Source organism: Pseudomonas sp. GL_139_B, assembly GCF_057834475.1.
The window spans coordinates 2,209,931-2,226,387 of sequence record NZ_CM174403.1; the positions used below are offsets into that span (position 1 = coordinate 2,209,931).

Here is a 16,457-nt window from a genome sequence, read left to right on the forward strand (position 1 = left end):
ATGAGCGACTTTATCGAGTACCGCTTCGAAGACGGCATCGTCACCCTGACGTTGTGCGCGCCCGAGCAGCACAACGCCTTGAGCCATCAGGCGCAGTTCGACGGGTTCACGGAGGTTTGCGCGCGCATCAACCGTGATCCTGCGGTCAAGGTGGTCATCCTCACAGGTGCAGGCAAATCATTCTGCGCCGGTGGCAATGTCAAGGACATGAAAGCGCGGGCGGGGCTGTTCGCCGGTGATCCTTATCAACTGCGCGACGGCTATCGGCATGGCATCCAGCAGATTCCGCTGGCGGTCTACCACCTTGAGGTGCCGACCATCGCCGCCGTCAACGGCGCAGCGATTGGCGCCGGCTGCGACCTGGCCTTGATGTGCGACATCCGCATTGCCTCGCACCAGGCGCGATTCGCCGAAAGCTTCGTCCGCCTAGGCATCGTGCCCGGTGACGGCGGCGCCTGGCTACTGCCCCGGGCGCTGAACAATCTGTCGCAGGCCTATGAACTGTCGTTTACCGGCGAGACGGTGTCCGCGCAGCAGGCGCTCGAATATGGCCTGGTGTCGCGCGTCGTCGAGGCGGATGACTTGCTGGCGGCCGCCCAGGACCTGGCCCGACGGATCGCGGCCAACCCCGGGCATGCCCTGAGGCTGACCAAGAAGCTGTTGCGCGAAGGGCAGCACACTCGCCTGGAACCCTTGCTCGAATTGTCCGCTGCCTATCAGGCACTGGCCCATCACACCGAAGCCCACCAGGCCATCGTGCAGGCGCTTTGATCGCAGCCGGACGCTGCACGCGGCGTTCGGCCGGAGGTTTCTCATGCAAGACGCAGTGATTGTTGCTTACGCCCGCTCGGCCATTGGCAAGGCTTATCGTGGCGCGTTCAACCATACCCCGATGCCCAGCCTGGCCGCGCCGATTATCCAGGCCGTGCTCGAGCGTGCCCGGACCCAGGGCGCCGAAGTCGAAGAACTGGTCATGGGGTGTGGACGGCCCGAGGGTACCCAGGGCAAGAACATTGCCCGGCTCAGCGCTTTGCGTGCCGGGTTGCCGGACAGCGTCGCGGCGCAGACCGTCAGCCGCCATTGTGCGTCGGGGCTGCAGGCCATTGCCAGCGCCGCGCAACGTATCCAGCTGGATGGCAGTTCGATAATGCTGGCGGTGGGTGGCGAGTCCATCAGTCTGGTGCAGAACGCCCAGACCAACGAGCACTACGGTCAAGACCCATGGCTACTGGAGCATCGACCTGATGCCTATATCAGCATGCTCGAGACGGCTGAGCGAGTGGCCAGTCGTTATGGCATCTCCCGTAGCGACCAGGATGACTACGCCTTGCTCAGCCAGCAGCGTATGGCTCAGGCCCAGCGCGACGGACTGTTCGATGAAGAAATCGTACCGCTGGACGTCATCTCCAAAGCCGTGGACAAGGCCAGTTACGAGTATTACGACAAGCCCCTGCGTATCGACCGAGACGAATGCAATCGACCGGGCACACAGCGTGCCCAACTGGCTGCGCTCGCACCGGTGCTTGAGGGTGGACAGCGAACCGTGACTGCCGGCAACGCCTCGCAACTCAGTGACGGCGTGGCGGCCTGTGTGCTGATGAGCGCCGAGCAGGCGAGATCGAGGGGTTTGAAACCCTTGGGGATCTTCAAAGGCTTTGCCAGTGCAGGCTGCGCACCGGATGAAATGGGCATCGGCCCGGTGCTGGCGGTACCACGCCTGTTGGCCCGCCACGGGTTGAGCATCAATGACATCGACCTGTGGGAATTGAACGAAGCCTTCGCCTCCCAGGTGCTGTATTGCCAGCGTCAGTTGGGAATCCCGATGCAGCGGCTGAACGTTAACGGCGGGGCCATCGCCATGGGGCATCCCTACGGCATGTCGGGTGCGCGCATGGCCGGGCACGTTTTACTTGAGGGGCGGCGCCGGGGGGCTCGCCATGTCGTGGTGACCCTGTGCGTAGGCGGCGGGCAGGGCGTCGCTGGCTTGTTCGAGGTGTGCCATGACTGACGGTTAAGCCCGGGCATTGCTGTTTGCTGCGTCTCTACAACAACAAAAAGAGGGACTTTCAATGAAGGCTGTTCATGTTCGCGCCTTGCAGGCCGCCGGCTTGCTGTTGTGTTTCCACGGTGCCGTCAGCGCCACCGAGGGCAACGGCAACTCCTACCCGCTGGGGGTGGAAACCAATATGTCAGGGTTGATGTTGCCCGAAGGCCTGACGTCGCTGTTGTACTACACCCATTACGATGCCACCCACGTCAAAGGTAACGACGGTCACGATAACCCCGGCATTGCCCGCTATCGCCTCAGGTCCGATAGCGTATCCCTGCGCCTGAGCTATGTTTGGCCCGGGGTGAAATGGCTGGGCGCGAATGTCGAAACCCGAGCGGCACTGGCGGCGCCCACGATTGACCTGACCCTGGACGTTGCCCGCCCTGCGCCCCTGGCACCGTTGGACAAGGGCGGCACCTCTACCAATCTGGCCGACCTCAGCTTTGCCCCGGTGCTGCTCGGTTGGCACGGCAAGACCTTGCACCAGACCGCCGGTATCGAAACCTTCCTGCCCACCGGCGACTATGACGAGGATGAGCCGGTGAACACCGGGCGCAACTACTACCAGGTCGCACCTTTCTATGCCGCGACGTGGTTTCCCACCGAGCACTGGGAAGCCAGCGCCAAACTGCGCTACGGCATCAACTCGAAAAACGACAAGACCGACTATCGCTCGGGCGATGAGCTCACGCTTGAATTCAGCGCGGGCTATCGCTTCAACGGACCCTTGAGCGCCGGCATCAACGGCTACATCTACCAGCAGACAACCGATGACCGCCGTGATGGAACCTCGGTCAATGGCAACGGTAACCGCGGTTCGGTCGATGCCTTGGGGCCCTACGCTATGTACCGCTTCAGCAAAGACTTTGCCGTGGTAGCCAAGTTGCAGGAGGAGTTTGGGGCGAAGAACAAGTCCGAAGGGACACGGCTGTGGTTGCAGGCGCGGTTGCCGTTTTAGAAAAATGTGAGTTGATCCTGTCAAGGCCGAAGCTCAAGGTTACGCAAGCGGATGTGCGCAGGCTCGTCGATCATGCCAAGGCTGCGCATTACCCGCTGCAAGCCGTCCTCGACAATCCGTAACTCGTGAGGAGCGCAATTCATCGCACCCTGATGTCCGGGTGTGGGTCGAAGTGGGTGCTGATGTACTGCGAACAGTTGGCCGATCAGCACCACCGCTGTCGCACGATAAGCTCGATACAATTGACGAACCGCAGAGGTTGACGGCCCATCGGCGCTAACGGTGGATCATAATTGCCTCGTAGTGGCCAATACTTCTCTCTTTGGTACGTTCGCAGGCATGAGCTTTACAATCCGCTTCTGGATGAGGGAGGCAAAGGCCTCCCTTTTCAATTCATCGATTGCGCGGCCAGTGTCGAGGGGGCTGACTCAAATAACCGCAGCCTGCTGGAACGCCCCGATCTGCTCGTGGCTGTAGCCGACCTCCGCCAATATCGACTCGCTGTGCTGACCGACGTTTGGCACCGTTCCGCTAACGGCCGGCCCGTCATGCTCGAAACGAAAACCCGCGCCAACGGTGGCGATGTCCTGATCCAGTCCAGGGACCGATGTGTTGATAAAGGTGCCGCGCTGCAGCAAATGGGCATGCTCGACGACCTGCGGCAAGCTGCGCACACGTCCGGCGGGCACGTTCACTGCGGTCAGGGACAATTCCAGTTCTTGCGCTTTGCGTTGTGCGAACAGATCGGCCAGGATCGCCGTCAGCGCTGCGCCATGGGTGACGCGCGCGGTGTGGTCCTTGAAGCGTTCGTCTTCCAGTAACTCTGGAACGCCCAATACGTCGAACAGCTTGGCGACCTGCGGCGGGTGATTGGCGCCGATCGCAATGTGGCCATCGACAGTGGCATAGGTGCCGGCGGTCGCCACCAGCCTGAATCCAGCGTTCCCGGTACGGGCTGGCGCTTTGCCGCTGAGCCGATAATTGACCACCTGAGGGTTGAGCAGCAGCAGCGTGGCGTCGAGCATCGACACATCGATGCATTGCCCTGTGGCAGTGCCAACCCGCTGGAACAGCGCTGCCATAATCGCAAACGCTGCCACGTAACCCGAGAAAATATCGGCGATCGGGATGCCCACTTTCAGCGGTCCCTGGTCAGCCTCGCCATTGATCGACATCATCCCTGACATGGCTTGGACGATATGGTCATAGGCTGGCCAATGGCTGATGGGGCCGCCTTGGCCGAAGCCCGAGATCGAGCAGTAAATGAGTTTGGGATTGATCGCTTTCAGCGTGTTCCAGCCCACGCCCAGCTTGTCGGCCACGCCCGGTCGATAGTTCTCCACCACCACGTCGGCTTGAGCGGCAAGGCGCTCGATGATCTCGCGTGAGGCGGGATTCTTCAGGTCCAGCGATAAAGACTCTTTACCGGAATTGAACGTGATGAACGGACCACTCAGGCCCGCGGCCCCCGCATGCTCGGTGTAATGGCGCAGGTCGTCACCGACCCCGGGTTTTTCGACCTTGATGATGCGTGCGCCGAGCAGGCGTAGCTGATGGGTGCAATGCGGCCCGGCCACAGCGTGGGAAAGGTCGAGAATCTTGATTCCTTCAAGGGGTTTCATGCGCAGCGGCTCCGGCCACAAAGGCGTTGTTCGATAAAAGTGGCTACCTGTTCAGTCATTTCCTGGTCGTCCCACAGCCGTTCATCCACCATGCTGGCGTGCAGTTCCAATACGGGGATGCCAGCACGCTCCAGAGCGAGCTTGGCAAAGCGGGTGCCGTAGGCCGACATGCGATCCCCTTTGGGGACCAGCATCACCGCACCGTCGGCGCCGAAATCGCGGGCCTGATGGACGATCCAGTCGGCCATGGCCGGGGGCAGGTGCAATTGCTCGTTCATGTCGATGTGCCGCGAGGCGAGGGCGCGCAGGGCCATCTGTGGGTCGGCGGGGTCGAAATAGCGGCGGTAGCCGTCGGATAGAAAGTCGCTGTACATCGACCAGACGAACACCGCGCCATATTTGACCTCGAAGGCGCGATAGAAGGCCGTGTTGAACCACAACCCATTGTTCAGCCACAGCAGGCGTATTTTTTCATTCGGGCAGGCTGCCGCACCGGCGGCGATGCGCTCAGCGACTTCATCGCGGTAGCGTCGCAGGTGTTCAACCGCCCATGTGCTGCCGCGGTGCCAGGTGGCGGCCATGACGTTGCCCAGTTGTTCGGTCAACGGAATGGGTAACGGCCGAGCCTTGGCCAGCATGTCGCGTATCTCCGCAACCAACTCGCCGGCCTCGTTGATCCGCTGCATTTCTGCGACGAAGCGTGAGGCATCGAACTCTCGACCGCTCAGTGTTTCGGTAAGGCGGATCAGGCTCTGCAATTGCTCGACTTGATAATCCAGTCGCGCGGTTCCGTACAACGCTTCCCAATCGTGTTGCACGCGCAGGTGCCAGTCACGCGGGACCGAAACGGCGCTTGAGCTTTCCAGCTGAAAGACCGGCGCGTTGAACAGCTTGGCCCAAGCTTCAGTGATGCGCTGGGTATAGTCGCCACGCAGGCGGTCAAGCATCAGCATTGGCTTGGGCAATCCACCGTACGGGGCGTTCTGCGAATCGTTTTCCAGGGTCACGGCCATGGGCAGGCTGGTGTAGCGTGGCAGTCCACTGTGATAGCCCGCTTGCTCCAGCAGATCAAAGTAGTGGGGCGACTGCTTTTTTGCGGCAATGACCGAGGCGTACCAAGGCACCGCCACCACAGGAATATCCATGGCGTGGAAAATTTCGTGGGGGGTCACAGCGTCCGCTATGACGTAGGGCGCCCCGTTTTCCAAGACGTCCTGGCGAAAGGCCTTGAACCACGCTTTCTGTTTTTCCCCGGCGGCGAGGGTGCTGGCCAGGCGTTGCTGTTCTTGAGGTCGGGCAGCGGTCATGCGAGCTCCTGCGGGCAGGCGTGAGGCGAGGTCGGCACGCTGTGCAACCAGGCTTGTAGTTGCGCTCGTTGCACGGGGCGATCCGGCTGGCGCCAGGATTGATCGAGCAGGCAAATGGAGGCGATACCCTGGGCATCGAGCAGCCGTTTCTGACGGGGATAGTCCCAGCCGAGGGTGTCGTCGTTTTCCTCGAAATAAAACACCACGGCCTGTGCGCCGCTGCGCTGCACCAGGTTCAGCAGGCGTTCATCGTCACGTGTCGCGGGTAGTGTGCGCAGGGTTGGCAGGTCGCGATGGTAGTACTGCGCGAGGGCATCCATTGAGGGTTGATGCTCGTCGATTGCCCCGTGAAAAAGGCTGTTGCCGCTGCCATGATCGTCCGCCACCACACAGCCGCCGAGTGATTCGATCACCTCATAAAGGCCCAGATCATCAAGTGGACTGCCTTTGATCAGGACCCTTGGACCGTTGAGCGCCGGCAAGTCACTGGCTGCGGCCAGCAGATGTTCCAAAGCCTGGATGTGGTCGTCGATTGGCAAGAGGCCGGCAGTCGCGGTAATGCGCATCCAGTCGCTGCCGGTCAAGCGTGAGGGTTGGCAATGACGCAGCTCGTCAACTTGCTGCATCAGACGGCGTTGTTGGTTGCTTTGTTTGATCGCTTGCGCCAGGTCGGCATCTGTAATGGGACGCCCGGCCAAGGTTTGAAGTGTCTCGCGCAGGGTCAACAGTTGGCTTTTCACGTAGCAACGTGTCGACCAGTTTGGACTCTTGAGCAAATCGAACAGGTGCAGCGGCGGCAGGCTGGGTGCAGGTTGCCAACGCAAGGACTCTTGCAGGTAGTAATACAGTTGCAAGTAACCTTCGCTGAACCGCGGGATCAGCAGCAGGCCGGTCGCTTGGCAATCACCGCGCAGGGCTCGTTCGTACAGCGAGCGAATGGCCCCGTCGAAGATTTCCTCCATGCTGATATCCGCAAGCGGGGTGTCGCTTGTCGGATCGGGAAACAGGCGTCGCGACGAAAGCCCCGCCGCCTGCACCAGCTCCAATGGCGCGCCGAGTGCACAGTAGGCGACTGCGGCGGGTTGCGGGGCGACGTGTCGGCCAGACCACGCTTCGGTAAACAGTTGCAATGCTGACTCAATGGACGACATGACTGTCTCCCGCAGGCTGTGGACCTTTGGCGCGACTCATGCCAAACAACAATGCCGCTCCCAATGTGAGAAAACCTGCCAGCAGGTAACCCGCCGACGAAAAGGTGCCAGTCGTAGTGCGCAACCAGGCAATCAGGTTTGGGCCAACGAGACCGGCGGTGTTGCCGATCAGATTGACCAGCGCCAACCCTCCGGCGGCGCCAGCGCCTGCCATGAAGGCCATCGGTATGGTCCAGAACACGGCTTGAGCAGCGCCCAGGCCAGCCAACCCGACCATCAGCATCAGGTAGGCCGGCAAACCGGCGCTCAGGCTGACACTGGCGGCCAAGCCGGCAGCGCCGATGAGCGCGGGGATAATCACATGCCAGTAGCGCTCCTGAGCGAGGTCGGAGTGGCGAGCGTTGTAGATCATGCCGGCGGCAGCTCCGATCCACGGCAAAGCGCTGAGCGTCGCGACGACAAACACGCTGTGGGCGGACAACTGCTTGATCGCCTGCGGCAACCAGAAAATCACGCCGTAGACGCCCATGGTCAGGCTGAACCACGCGCCAGCGCAGGCCCACACCCTGAGATTGGTCAGGACCGCTATAAAGCTGGTCAGTCCGGTGCGTTCCAGTTCGACGCGCTCCTTGGCTAATTCGCCCTCCAGCCAGGTGCGCTCCTGAGCACTCAGCCAGCGCGCGTCTGCCGGACGATTGGGCAGATAAAAAAATGTCATCACGCCCAGCAGTACCGTCGGCAGGCCCTCAACGATGAACATCCATTGCCACCCGGCAAAGCCGTACACCTGATGAAAGGAGTCGATCAACCAGCCCGACAGCGGTGCACCGATGACGATGGACACAGCGATGGCCAGGACGTTTTTCGAGGTGGCCCGGCCGCGATGACGCTTGGGAATCCAGCAGCTGTAGTAGTAGAGGGTCAGTGGTGCGAACCCCGCTTCGGCGAGGCCGATCAGCAGGCGCAAGGCCGAAAGCTCGACCAGGCTGTTGCACCAGGCCAGCGCAGTGGCCCCCAGGCCCCAGACCACCAGCATCAACCCCAGCCATACCCGCACGCCGACCTTGCGCCCCAACATCACGCTGGGGATCTGGAACAGCAGGTAGCTGACGAAGAAAATGCTGGCGGCCATGCCGTACTGGATCGGCGTCAGTCCAAGGTCCGAGTTCATTTGCAAGGCTGCGAAACTCAGGTTTACGCGGTCGATCGAGTTCAGGATGAACAGGACGAAGATGAAACTGACCAGGCGTCTGGAGATCTTTCCCAGCGTACTTTTTTCGATAGCCGACAGGCTTGTGTCCAACATTGTGCTTCTCCCTGGAGGAGGGTTTTTGTTAGAAGAAGTAGCGCAAACCGGTGGCGATCCGCTCACCCTCGCCACTCTGGTCCGTCTGCATGGTGCGCCTGCCCCAGTCGTATTCGGCGAACAGGTTGATACCGCTGCCGAGCTCCCAATTGGTGTTCAGTGCACCGAACTCCAGGCTCTTGACGTAGCCCTCGGTGAAGTCCGGCAGGATGCTGTTGCTGCTCATCTGCGACTTGCCATAGGTCAGACTCGTACGCAAGGAATCGGTCCAGTAATGGCGGTAACCCAACATGGCCGACCATTGTCTTGGCAACTCAAGTTTGCTGGCGCCGTCATAGATGCCTGAGTAGCCGTAGTAGTCGCCGCTGTAGTGTCCCAGGCCATTGCCGAAGAAGTAGTGACCGTACACCCGATCACGCGACCCCACCCGCCACCAGGCCGCGGTGCCAAGTGCCCAGGCATTGGCCTTGGCATTATGGCCACCACCGTCATCGACATTGAGCTGATGCACCATGGCGTGGCCCGACAGCAGGCCTTGGGCGCCGAACGAACGCTCCAGCTTGGCCGAGAACACCGGGAGCAGCGGCGAACCGATGCCGTTGTTGCCGCGTGAGGTGTTGCCGACCGTGCCGGGCACGGTGGCAGTGGGCACGGTGCCGCAGTTGTAGCGATCTTTGGCGCCGCCCGAATAGCAGGCAACGTCGGTGTCAGGGTTTTCCAGGGCAAGCTTCAGGTCTGTGTTTTTCGACAGCCCCAAGGTGTAGCGGATCTGCGGCGCCCGCAACATCCAGTCGACCCCTGGCACTGGCCCGGGGTCGGCTGTGTCGGCACGGAAGCTCGGCGTGAAGTTGGGGAAATCCTGGCCGATGAGCCACGGCCCGAGTGTTACGTAGGCGCGTTGCAGCCGCACGGTCACGTTGTTGCTGGTCGACTGGTTCACCGGAACCTGAGGGGGTGGCACGGCATCGAGGGCGACCAGTGACTTGAGCAGGCCGAACTGGGTATCGCGTGCAGTCTCCACATAAATACCCGAACCATAAGCTTGCAGCGCATAACCGCCTGGAGCTTTACCTGCCTGCTTGTAGGCGGCAGAAAAACCCGGAACCGGAATGCGATTGGGCGCGAAGTTGCCTGGCGCCGGACCTGGGCTGCTGCTGTTGCCGTTGGTGAAGCCAGTGAAGTCATACGTGTTGGTGACGTAGAGCCGGCCGCTGACCTTGAAGGACGTTTCGCTGTCCGGAATCTGGATAAAACCCGGCTGATTGCCACGCGTGACGTAGCGATCGCTGCTTGGCTGCTGTGCATCGGATTTGGCTTTGGGCGCCGGTGCCGGCACCTGCGTTTGCGCCACAGCGTCTGGCTGCCTGCCTGCGGCAGGCGGCGCAACCGGTGCGGGAGTGGCCTGTGCCGCGAGGGTCGCGACTTGCTGCTTGAGTTGGTCGATCTGCCGCTGGCTATCACGCTGGATCTGCTCGATGCGTTCCAACAGGGCTGCGGCGTCGGGTTGGGTTGCAGCGTGTGCTGCCGGCATGATCGCCGCCGTCACTCCCATCATGATCAAGGCTGAAGCGTTGCGTCGCCGCTCGGACGAATGCCGCGCATGGTCAATTGTGTGCATCGGATATCTCTGTATTTATTTTTAGTAGAGATCTGCTGTGTCAGCGAGGCGGTGCCGCAGTGACGATGGGGCAGAGGATATCCAAAAATAAATTCAAATCAACAAAATAAATTTATTTTGTTGGGGCGCAACTGTACCCATGGCGAAGCAATCGTTTAGATCTTCTTGGCGAGGAGGCTGATGGTCCGGTCCCATTGTTCGGGAGAAAGGTGGGACACAGCGATCTGGGTCAAGCGGATATGCTCGAGAAGCGCCGCCTGGGCACCCTGAATGTCTCGCGCAATGGCCAGTTCCGCCAGCTTGCGATGATCCTGTGATGACACATCACGCTGTCTCGGGATCAAGCGCAGGATTATTCGGTAGCGATAGATCTGATCATGCAGGTCGTTGTGCAAGGCCATCAATCGCGGTGAATTGCAGGCTGAGAGGAGGGCGTGATGGAATCGTTTGTGCGCGATATCGAAATGTTCCTGACCCTCGCCGGAGGGGGGGATTTCATTTCTGTCCAGATTTTGCAGGATGTGCAACGCCGACTGAATTTTGGATTCCCACACCAGATCGCCATGAGTGATCGCCAATCCTAATGCCCGAACTTCAATCGTCTCGCGCAGGAGCTGAATATCCTGCAGATCCTCCAACGAGAGGGGGACTACTCGAAAACCCTTCTGGTCGATCACTTCCACCAGCCCATTGGCCACCAGGCGCGACATGGCTTCGCGAAGCGGGGTGGCACTGAGGCCGAATCGTTCACACATGGAGTTGATGCGCAGTTTGGCCCCTGGCGCCAATTCACCGGAAAGGATCGCTTTGCGCAGCCGTTCGACGGCCAGTTCTTTCAAGCTCTCGCTGGAGAGCGTTATGAGTTGTTCTGTCATGAGCCTTGCTAGCTGCGGGACGGTTGTCTGCCGTTGGTGCTAATTGCGACCGGGCGTCCGTCTGTTGTTATTGACAGGGACAGCGCCAATCGCAGCACTGCTCTCAGGTGTCCTGCGTGAAGTCAGGAGCACTCACAATTGTGCGGATCCAACCGACAAATGTCAGCTAATTATTTGCCGCAGGCGGCGCAAGGCCGTTGGCCAGGATGTCAACTTTGTCGAGGCCACTCGCGACCTCTCTGAAGCCTTCATTCAATTCTGCGCAACAAAAATGTCCGATAATCGAACGTTAAATTAATGATGTTAATTATTTAATTTCGCACCAACGCCCGATCTAGAGCGATCAGGATGTTTATCAGGAAAAATCAACGACCGGAGGGCATTGCAGGATTTTAGTTAATCCTATTAATCTTTTTTTGCCGCGCCCATTTGGCCTGGTAATCCTGAATCTCGTCATAAGAACAAAAAGAGATCGATCATGAACACCCATCTTTTTCGCTGCTCTTTTGCCGCTGGCCTGCTCGTGGTCAGCTACTTCAGCGCTGCAGCTTCCATTGATCCCGCGGCGAGTGGCAGTACGCCGGCGACCGTCCAGCCTGGCGGGATCTCCAATTTGATGGATTCCCATCGTTGGTGGAAAGCCGGCTCCGGAGCAACACTTCCCGCCTTGAGCGAATACGAAGACCGTACCGGCACCGTCGCCACCCTGATCACCTCAGGTGAGGTGAACACCAAGGGCCATCCATTTTTTGAGCCTGTCGGCAGCAATGGTCGGGCCTGCGTGTCCTGTCATCAGCCAGCGGATGGCATGAGTCTTTCTGCCGATAGCGCACAAGCCCAGTGGAAGATTACCCAAGGCAAGGACCCCTTGTTTGCTTCTGTTGACGGCTCCAATTGCCCAAATCTCCCACAAGACGACCCAGCGTCTCATTCGCTGCTGATTGAGCATGGTCTGTTTCGTGTTGCTCGTGCCTGGCCGCCCCAGCCGTTCCAGGGCAAGCCGGTGACGCCTGAGTTCACCATTGAAGTCGTGCGCGATCCGGCCGGCTGCAATCTGGATGAGCAATATGGCCTGGAAGGCAAAGCGAAGCAGATTTCCGTTTATCGTCGCCCGCGCCCTGCGACCAACCTCAAGTATGTGCTGGCGGCCGGTTTCTCTTTTGAGCCCAAGACGGGTCTGCCACTGCCCCGTGCGCCTGTTACCGGTGCGCTGATCAGCGGAAACCTGATGGCCGACGCACGATTTGCCGGTGTTCGCGATCAGGCAAGGGATGCTCACGCCAACCATCTGGGGGCGCATGCGGGCTTGAGCGATGGTGAAGTCGATCGTATCCAGCAATTTCTGATGTCGGTGTACAGCGCGCAGAGCACAGACAAGGTCGGTGGCAGCCTGACGGCGCAGGGTGCGAAGGGTGGTCCCTGGACACTCGCCGAGTCAGAGGCCGGTGTACTCAATCAGCGGGCGAAGAATCCGATGTGGGCAGAGTTTTCCACGTGGTTCGATCCGCCGGCCGCCGGGGAGAAGGTAGACGCTGCTCAGCAAGCGTTCCGCGAGTCGGTCGCGCGCGGCATCGATATCTTCCGCAACCGAACCTTCCTCATCACCGACAGTGCCGGCATCAACTCCAACAACTTCGGCAACCCGACCCGTGATTCCTGCGCGTTTTGCCACAACGCCACGCGTGTCGGCAACGATATCGCCCCGGGGCAAGTGGACCTGGGCACCACCACGGAGCCTTTCGCATCCGAGGCTCCGCACCTCCCTCTGTTCAAGCTGACGTGCAAGGCCGGATACGCACCACATCCGTTCCTCGGTCGCGTGGTTTACACCAGTGACCCGGGTTACGCGTTGACCACGGGCCGCTGCATCGACATTGGCAAGATCACCATCCAGTCCATGCGTGGCCTGGCCGCCAGGGCCCCCTATTTCGTCAACGGCTCCGCAAAAAACCTGGCGCAGATCATCGAGTACTACGACCGGCGCTACAACATCCGCTACTCGGCGCAGGAGAAACAGGACCTGGTGAATTTCCTGAGCACGCTGTGACGCAACCCTACTTATTCATTTGGCACGGTGAAGCATGAACACATCACGACTGCGTACCTTGTTAATCGTTTTCTGCATGGGCCTGTGGACTTGGGAAGGTTGCCTGGCCGCCGACGGCGAGACACTCAGTTTCGTCTCCTGCCCGGTTTATCGCGACACTGACAATGGTCGTAAATCGGGCTGCTGGTTGATCACTGATCTGGCGACGGGGGTGCGCTATGACATCTCCTCGGCCAGAACCAAACCGCTGTTCAACCATCAGTCCCTGATCGAGGCGCAGGTGGCCAAGGAGCAGACCAACAGATGTGGCGCAGTGATGCTCGATCCGGTCAGCAACTCGGTTCTTGAGGCGCCTTGCAAGAGCAGCATGCTGCCGGCTGATGGCTATCTCGGCGTCGTGGCGGTATTGCCGAATGAAATAATCATGCCGGTGAAGGTGCCTCGCACACTGCCCGAACCACCCTTCACGGCGCAGCGCTTTGACGTTCTGTTCAACTTCGACTCGGATTTCATCGTCTATCAAGGCGCCGATGTGATGGTAGAGCGCGCCGCTCTCTATGCCACCACCAGCAAGGCCAGTCGCGTCACCGTCACCGGTTTCGCCGATACGGTCGGCGCCGTGGTGTCCGCAGGAAAACAGGCTGAACAGTCGGCGATCGCCATGAAGCGTGCCCGGATGATCGCCGAAGCACTGCGTCGTTTGGGTGTCGAGCCAGGATCCATCCAGCTTCAGCAAAACCTGAAACCGGCGGCTCTGCCAGAGGCCCGGTTGCAGATGGCCTCCAGACGCCGCGTCACCATCGACATCGTTCCGTAACCCCGTAAACCACACCTCTAATAAAAGACCTCAAGGGATATAACAATGATCAAAGCCCTGGAAAGGTGCGTGCCTTACCACTGCATTTTGCTTGCCAGTGGTGCGTTCAGTGGATTCGTGCAGGCGGACTTCATTGACGACAGCAAAGCCAACCTTGAACTGCGCAACATGTACATCAATCGCGATTTCCGCTCGGGCGCCCATGACGCGGTGGACTGGGGGCAGGGGTTCACCCTGAAGTTCAAATCCGGATTTACCGACGGCCCGGTAGGCTTTGGTGCCGACGCGCTTGGGCAACTGGGTCTGAAACTCGATTCCACTCCCGGCAACAGCAATACCGGTGTTCTGGCAGTGGACTCCAAGGGCAATCCCGACGACGAGTGGAGCCTGTTGGGCTTGACCGCAAAAGCACGTATATCCAAAACGACACTGGCAGTGGGAACGCTGCAACCGACCTTGCCGGTCGTCCAGTACAACGATACGCGCATGCTCGCCGGCAACTTTACCGGCGGGATGATCACCTCGGAAAACGAGCTGCCGGGTCTCACCCTGAATGCCGGCAAAATTACCGAAGTGACGCTACGTAACTCCAGTAGCCGGGATGTTCTGACGTATGGCTACAACAAGGCCGAAACGGGTGACTTCAACCTGGTTGGCGGTACTTACGATCTGCACAACGGGTTGGCGCTGAGTTACTACTATGGCGAACTTGAAAACGCCTACCAGCAGCATTACGTCGGCCTTACTCATCGTTTTTCGATCACTGAAGGTGTGGGCCTGCGTTCGGATTTCCGTTACTTCAAAAACACCGAGGACGGACAGGCCCGCGGCGGTGCACTGGATAACCATGCCGCCATGGGGTTGATGGCCCTGAGCGTCGGCCCTCATACCTTCACTGGCGCCTTCCAGTCGATCAAGGGCACCGGCAACATGCCATTCATGTCCGGCAGCGATCCCTACATGGTCAACCTGATCACCTACAACGGGTTCACGCTGGAGAACGAGCAGTCGTGGCAAGCCCGCTACGATTTCAACTTCGTGGCACTGGGGATCCCCGGCCTTACCTTCATGACTCGCTATGTGAAGGGCACCGATATCCATACGGCCAAAAGCGACGACGCCAAAGAGTGGGAGCGCAATGCGGACCTGATGTATGTCGTGCAGGACGGTCCGTTGAAGGGGGTGAGCCTGCGCTTTCGCAACGTCAAGTATCGCTCTGGTAGCGGCTTGACCACCGATATCGATGAAAACCGCTTCATCGTGGGATACAACCTGAACCTGTGGTGATGGCGCGTGCCGGATTTCGCCGTGGCATCCCTGTCTCGGCGAACTTGAACATAAAAGCTATAAATCGAGGTTGCCATGAACACGCCTTCGCGTCGCTCGACGCTGACCGTTCTGCTTTGCTTCTGTGTTGCATTAATCGAAGGGCTGGATCTGCAATCGGCGGGCATCGCCGCTGCGGGCATCCGTCAGGCATTCGAACTGGATCAGAAAATGATGGGCTGGATGTTCAGCGCCAGCATCATCGGCTTGCTGCCCGGGGCTTTCTTCGGTGGCTGGCTGGCAGACCGAATCGGCCGCAAGCGGGTGCTGCTCGGCGCCGTGATCATTTTCGGCATTTTCTCGTTATGGACGGCCTACGTCGACACGTTTAGCGGACTGTTACTGGCGCGGTTCCTGACCGGACTGGGCCTGGGTGCTGCGTTACCCAACCTGATTGCCCTGTGCGCTGAAGCGGTGGACGAGCGCCGTCGCGGGACCGCCATCAGCATCATGTACTGCGGTGTACCGCTGGGCGGCGCCATCGCCGCAGTGGCCGGCATGCTTGGTGGTGAACACTGGCAATGGGTGTTCATCGTCGGTGGTCTGGTGCCCCTCGTGATTGCACCGCTGCTGGCGATGCTATTGCCCGAGTCGCGGGCTTTTCGCGAGCAGCACCAGATAGCCGTACCCTTTCGGCCGTCCACGGTGCATGCCCTGTTTGGCGAGGGGCGCGTCGCTGGAACCGTTGCGTTATGGGTGAGCTTTTTTTTCACGCTCACCGTGATGTACATGCTGCTCAACTGGCTGCCTTCGTTGCTGCTCGAACAGGGCTTCAGCAAGCCCCAGGCCGGCACGGTGCAGATGCTGTTCAATGTCGGTGGGGCCATCGGTTCATTGCTTGGCGGCTTATTGCTGGATCGTCGTAGTCGCACCGCCGTGGTGCTGTTCACTTATGGCGGGTTACTTCTCTCCCTGGCCGGTCTTGGCCTGGCTTCAGGCATGTTGGCGATGGCCATTGCCGGGTTCGCCGCAGGGCTTTTCATGCTCGCTGCACAACTGGTGCTCTATGCATTGGCTCCCGCGCTGTACCCCACTTCGGTTCGAGCTACCGGAGTAGGTGCTGCCGTGTCCGTGGGACGTTTTGGTTCGGTCGCGGGCCCTTTGGCGGCAGGGCAGATTCTCGCCGCTGGCGCGGGGACGGCAGGCGTGTTGTTAGCGGCCTCACCCGGGTTGGTCATCGCTGCAATGGTGTTGCTGAGCATGAGCCGGCGCGCGACTGCCGATGCGTCAATGGCTTCAACTTCCTCCCGCTAGCGGAGCCGATCAGGCACCTGTTGCGTGTGCATCAAAAATGATGAATAAAGATAATAGTTAATTGACATAACTACTTTGCCCGGTTAATTTCTGTCCATCGACAACGAACAACGAGAGCGCAATCCC

General features: G+C 59.8%; 14 protein-coding genes. 7 read left to right on the forward strand and 7 right to left on the reverse strand.

Features of this window, described 5'->3' with window-relative positions:
- The 3 genes from AC3ISI_RS10220 to AC3ISI_RS10230 all read left to right on the forward strand — a co-directional run bounded on the left by AC3ISI_RS10220 (position 1) and on the right by AC3ISI_RS10230 (position 3,008).
- Positions 1 to 771: a crotonase/enoyl-CoA hydratase family protein gene (locus AC3ISI_RS10220; RefSeq protein WP_489336770.1), complete on the forward strand. Its 771-nt coding sequence runs from the start codon at positions 1 to 3 to the stop codon at positions 769 to 771.
- Positions 772 to 814: 43 nt separating this feature from the next.
- Positions 815 to 2,008 carry an acetyl-CoA C-acyltransferase gene (locus AC3ISI_RS10225; protein WP_489336771.1) on the forward strand — a complete coding sequence of 398 codons (1,194 nt, stop codon included), beginning with the start codon at positions 815 to 817 and terminating at the stop codon, positions 2,006 to 2,008.
- Between the two features lie 61 nt (positions 2,009 to 2,069).
- Positions 2,070 to 3,008: a SphA family protein gene (locus tag AC3ISI_RS10230; RefSeq protein ID WP_489336772.1), complete on the forward strand. Its 939-nt coding sequence runs from the start codon at positions 2,070 to 2,072 to the stop codon at positions 3,006 to 3,008.
- A 20-nt stretch (positions 3,009 to 3,028) separates the two neighbouring features.
- On the opposite strand, the gene AC3ISI_RS10235 is transcribed toward AC3ISI_RS10230, so the two are convergent.
- The 7 genes from AC3ISI_RS10235 to AC3ISI_RS10265 form a co-directional block, all read right to left on the reverse strand.
- Positions 3,029 to 3,151 carry a hypothetical protein gene (locus AC3ISI_RS10235; RefSeq protein WP_489336773.1) on the reverse strand — a complete coding sequence of 41 codons (123 nt, stop codon included), beginning with the start codon at positions 3,149 to 3,151 and terminating at the stop codon, positions 3,029 to 3,031.
- A gap of 285 nt (positions 3,152 to 3,436) precedes the next feature.
- Entirely contained in the window at positions 3,437 to 4,630 is a 1,194-nt protein-coding gene (locus tag AC3ISI_RS10240) for a CaiB/BaiF CoA transferase family protein (protein WP_489336774.1), read from the reverse strand.
- Complete coding sequence (locus AC3ISI_RS10245; protein WP_489336775.1) at positions 4,627 to 5,937, reverse strand: 2-hydroxyacyl-CoA dehydratase; 1,311 nt, start codon at positions 5,935 to 5,937, stop codon at positions 4,627 to 4,629. The genes AC3ISI_RS10240 and AC3ISI_RS10245 overlap by 4 nt, the downstream gene beginning before the upstream one ends.
- Positions 5,934 to 7,088: a 2-hydroxyacyl-CoA dehydratase subunit D gene (locus tag AC3ISI_RS10250; protein ID WP_489336776.1), complete on the reverse strand. Its 1,155-nt coding sequence runs from the start codon at positions 7,086 to 7,088 to the stop codon at positions 5,934 to 5,936. Before AC3ISI_RS10250 ends, AC3ISI_RS10245 begins: the two co-directional genes overlap by 4 nt.
- On the reverse strand, positions 7,075 to 8,394 hold the full coding sequence (locus tag AC3ISI_RS10255; RefSeq protein ID WP_489336777.1) for an MFS transporter: 1,320 nt from the start codon (positions 8,392 to 8,394) through the stop codon (positions 7,075 to 7,077). Before AC3ISI_RS10255 ends, AC3ISI_RS10250 begins: the two co-directional genes overlap by 14 nt.
- A 28-nt stretch (positions 8,395 to 8,422) precedes the next feature.
- Entirely contained in the window at positions 8,423 to 10,012 is a 1,590-nt protein-coding gene (locus tag AC3ISI_RS10260; protein ID WP_489336778.1) for a hypothetical protein, read from the reverse strand.
- Between the two features lie 155 nt (positions 10,013 to 10,167).
- Entirely contained in the window at positions 10,168 to 10,887 is a 720-nt protein-coding gene (locus AC3ISI_RS10265; RefSeq protein WP_489336780.1) for a GntR family transcriptional regulator, read from the reverse strand.
- Positions 10,888 to 11,365: 478 nt separating this feature from the next.
- Between AC3ISI_RS10265 and AC3ISI_RS10270 the strand changes: the two genes are divergently transcribed.
- The 4 genes from AC3ISI_RS10270 to mhpT all read left to right on the forward strand — a co-directional run bounded on the left by AC3ISI_RS10270 (position 11,366) and on the right by mhpT (position 16,331).
- A complete protein-coding gene (locus tag AC3ISI_RS10270; protein ID WP_489336782.1) occupies positions 11,366 to 12,934 on the forward strand; it encodes a hypothetical protein in 1,569 nt (522 codons plus the stop codon).
- Between the two features lie 34 nt (positions 12,935 to 12,968).
- Positions 12,969 to 13,751, forward strand: a complete 783-nt coding sequence (locus AC3ISI_RS10275) for an OmpA family protein (protein WP_489336783.1) — start codon at positions 12,969 to 12,971, stop codon at positions 13,749 to 13,751.
- Positions 13,752 to 13,796: 45 nt separating this feature from the next.
- Positions 13,797 to 15,038, forward strand: coding sequence for an OprD family porin (locus AC3ISI_RS10280; RefSeq protein ID WP_489336784.1), 1,242 nt, complete (start codon positions 13,797 to 13,799; stop codon positions 15,036 to 15,038).
- A gap of 75 nt (positions 15,039 to 15,113) precedes the next feature.
- Positions 15,114 to 16,331: a 3-(3-hydroxy-phenyl)propionate transporter MhpT gene (gene mhpT / locus AC3ISI_RS10285; RefSeq protein WP_489336785.1), complete on the forward strand. Its 1,218-nt coding sequence runs from the start codon at positions 15,114 to 15,116 to the stop codon at positions 16,329 to 16,331.
- The last annotated feature ends 126 nt before the right edge of the window (positions 16,332 to 16,457 follow it).

Bases quoted from the DNA above. Each gene is read 5' to 3' on its own strand.
- AC3ISI_RS10220 (WP_489336770.1), top strand. From the start codon at position 1: ATGAGCGACTTTATCGAGTACCGCTTCGAAGACGGCATCGTCACCCTG.
- AC3ISI_RS10225 (WP_489336771.1), top strand. From the start codon at position 815: ATGCAAGACGCAGTGATTGTTGCTTACGCCCGCTCGGCCATTGGCAAG.
- AC3ISI_RS10230 (WP_489336772.1), top strand. From the start codon at position 2,070: ATGAAGGCTGTTCATGTTCGCGCCTTGCAGGCCGCCGGCTTGCTGTTG.
- AC3ISI_RS10235 (WP_489336773.1), bottom strand. From the start codon at position 3,151: ATGAATTGCGCTCCTCACGAGTTACGGATTGTCGAGGACGGCTTGCAG.
- AC3ISI_RS10240 (WP_489336774.1), bottom strand. From the start codon at position 4,630: ATGAAACCCCTTGAAGGAATCAAGATTCTCGACCTTTCCCACGCTGTG.
- AC3ISI_RS10245 (WP_489336775.1), bottom strand. From the start codon at position 5,937: ATGACCGCTGCCCGACCTCAAGAACAGCAACGCCTGGCCAGCACCCTC.
- AC3ISI_RS10250 (WP_489336776.1), bottom strand. From the start codon at position 7,088: ATGTCGTCCATTGAGTCAGCATTGCAACTGTTTACCGAAGCGTGGTCT.
- AC3ISI_RS10255 (WP_489336777.1), bottom strand. From the start codon at position 8,394: ATGTTGGACACAAGCCTGTCGGCTATCGAAAAAAGTACGCTGGGAAAG.
- AC3ISI_RS10260 (WP_489336778.1), bottom strand. From the start codon at position 10,012: ATGCACACAATTGACCATGCGCGGCATTCGTCCGAGCGGCGACGCAAC.
- AC3ISI_RS10265 (WP_489336780.1), bottom strand. From the start codon at position 10,887: ATGACAGAACAACTCATAACGCTCTCCAGCGAGAGCTTGAAAGAACTG.
- AC3ISI_RS10270 (WP_489336782.1), top strand. From the start codon at position 11,366: ATGAACACCCATCTTTTTCGCTGCTCTTTTGCCGCTGGCCTGCTCGTG.
- AC3ISI_RS10275 (WP_489336783.1), top strand. From the start codon at position 12,969: ATGAACACATCACGACTGCGTACCTTGTTAATCGTTTTCTGCATGGGC.
- AC3ISI_RS10280 (WP_489336784.1), top strand. From the start codon at position 13,797: ATGATCAAAGCCCTGGAAAGGTGCGTGCCTTACCACTGCATTTTGCTT.
- mhpT (WP_489336785.1), top strand. From the start codon at position 15,114: ATGAACACGCCTTCGCGTCGCTCGACGCTGACCGTTCTGCTTTGCTTC.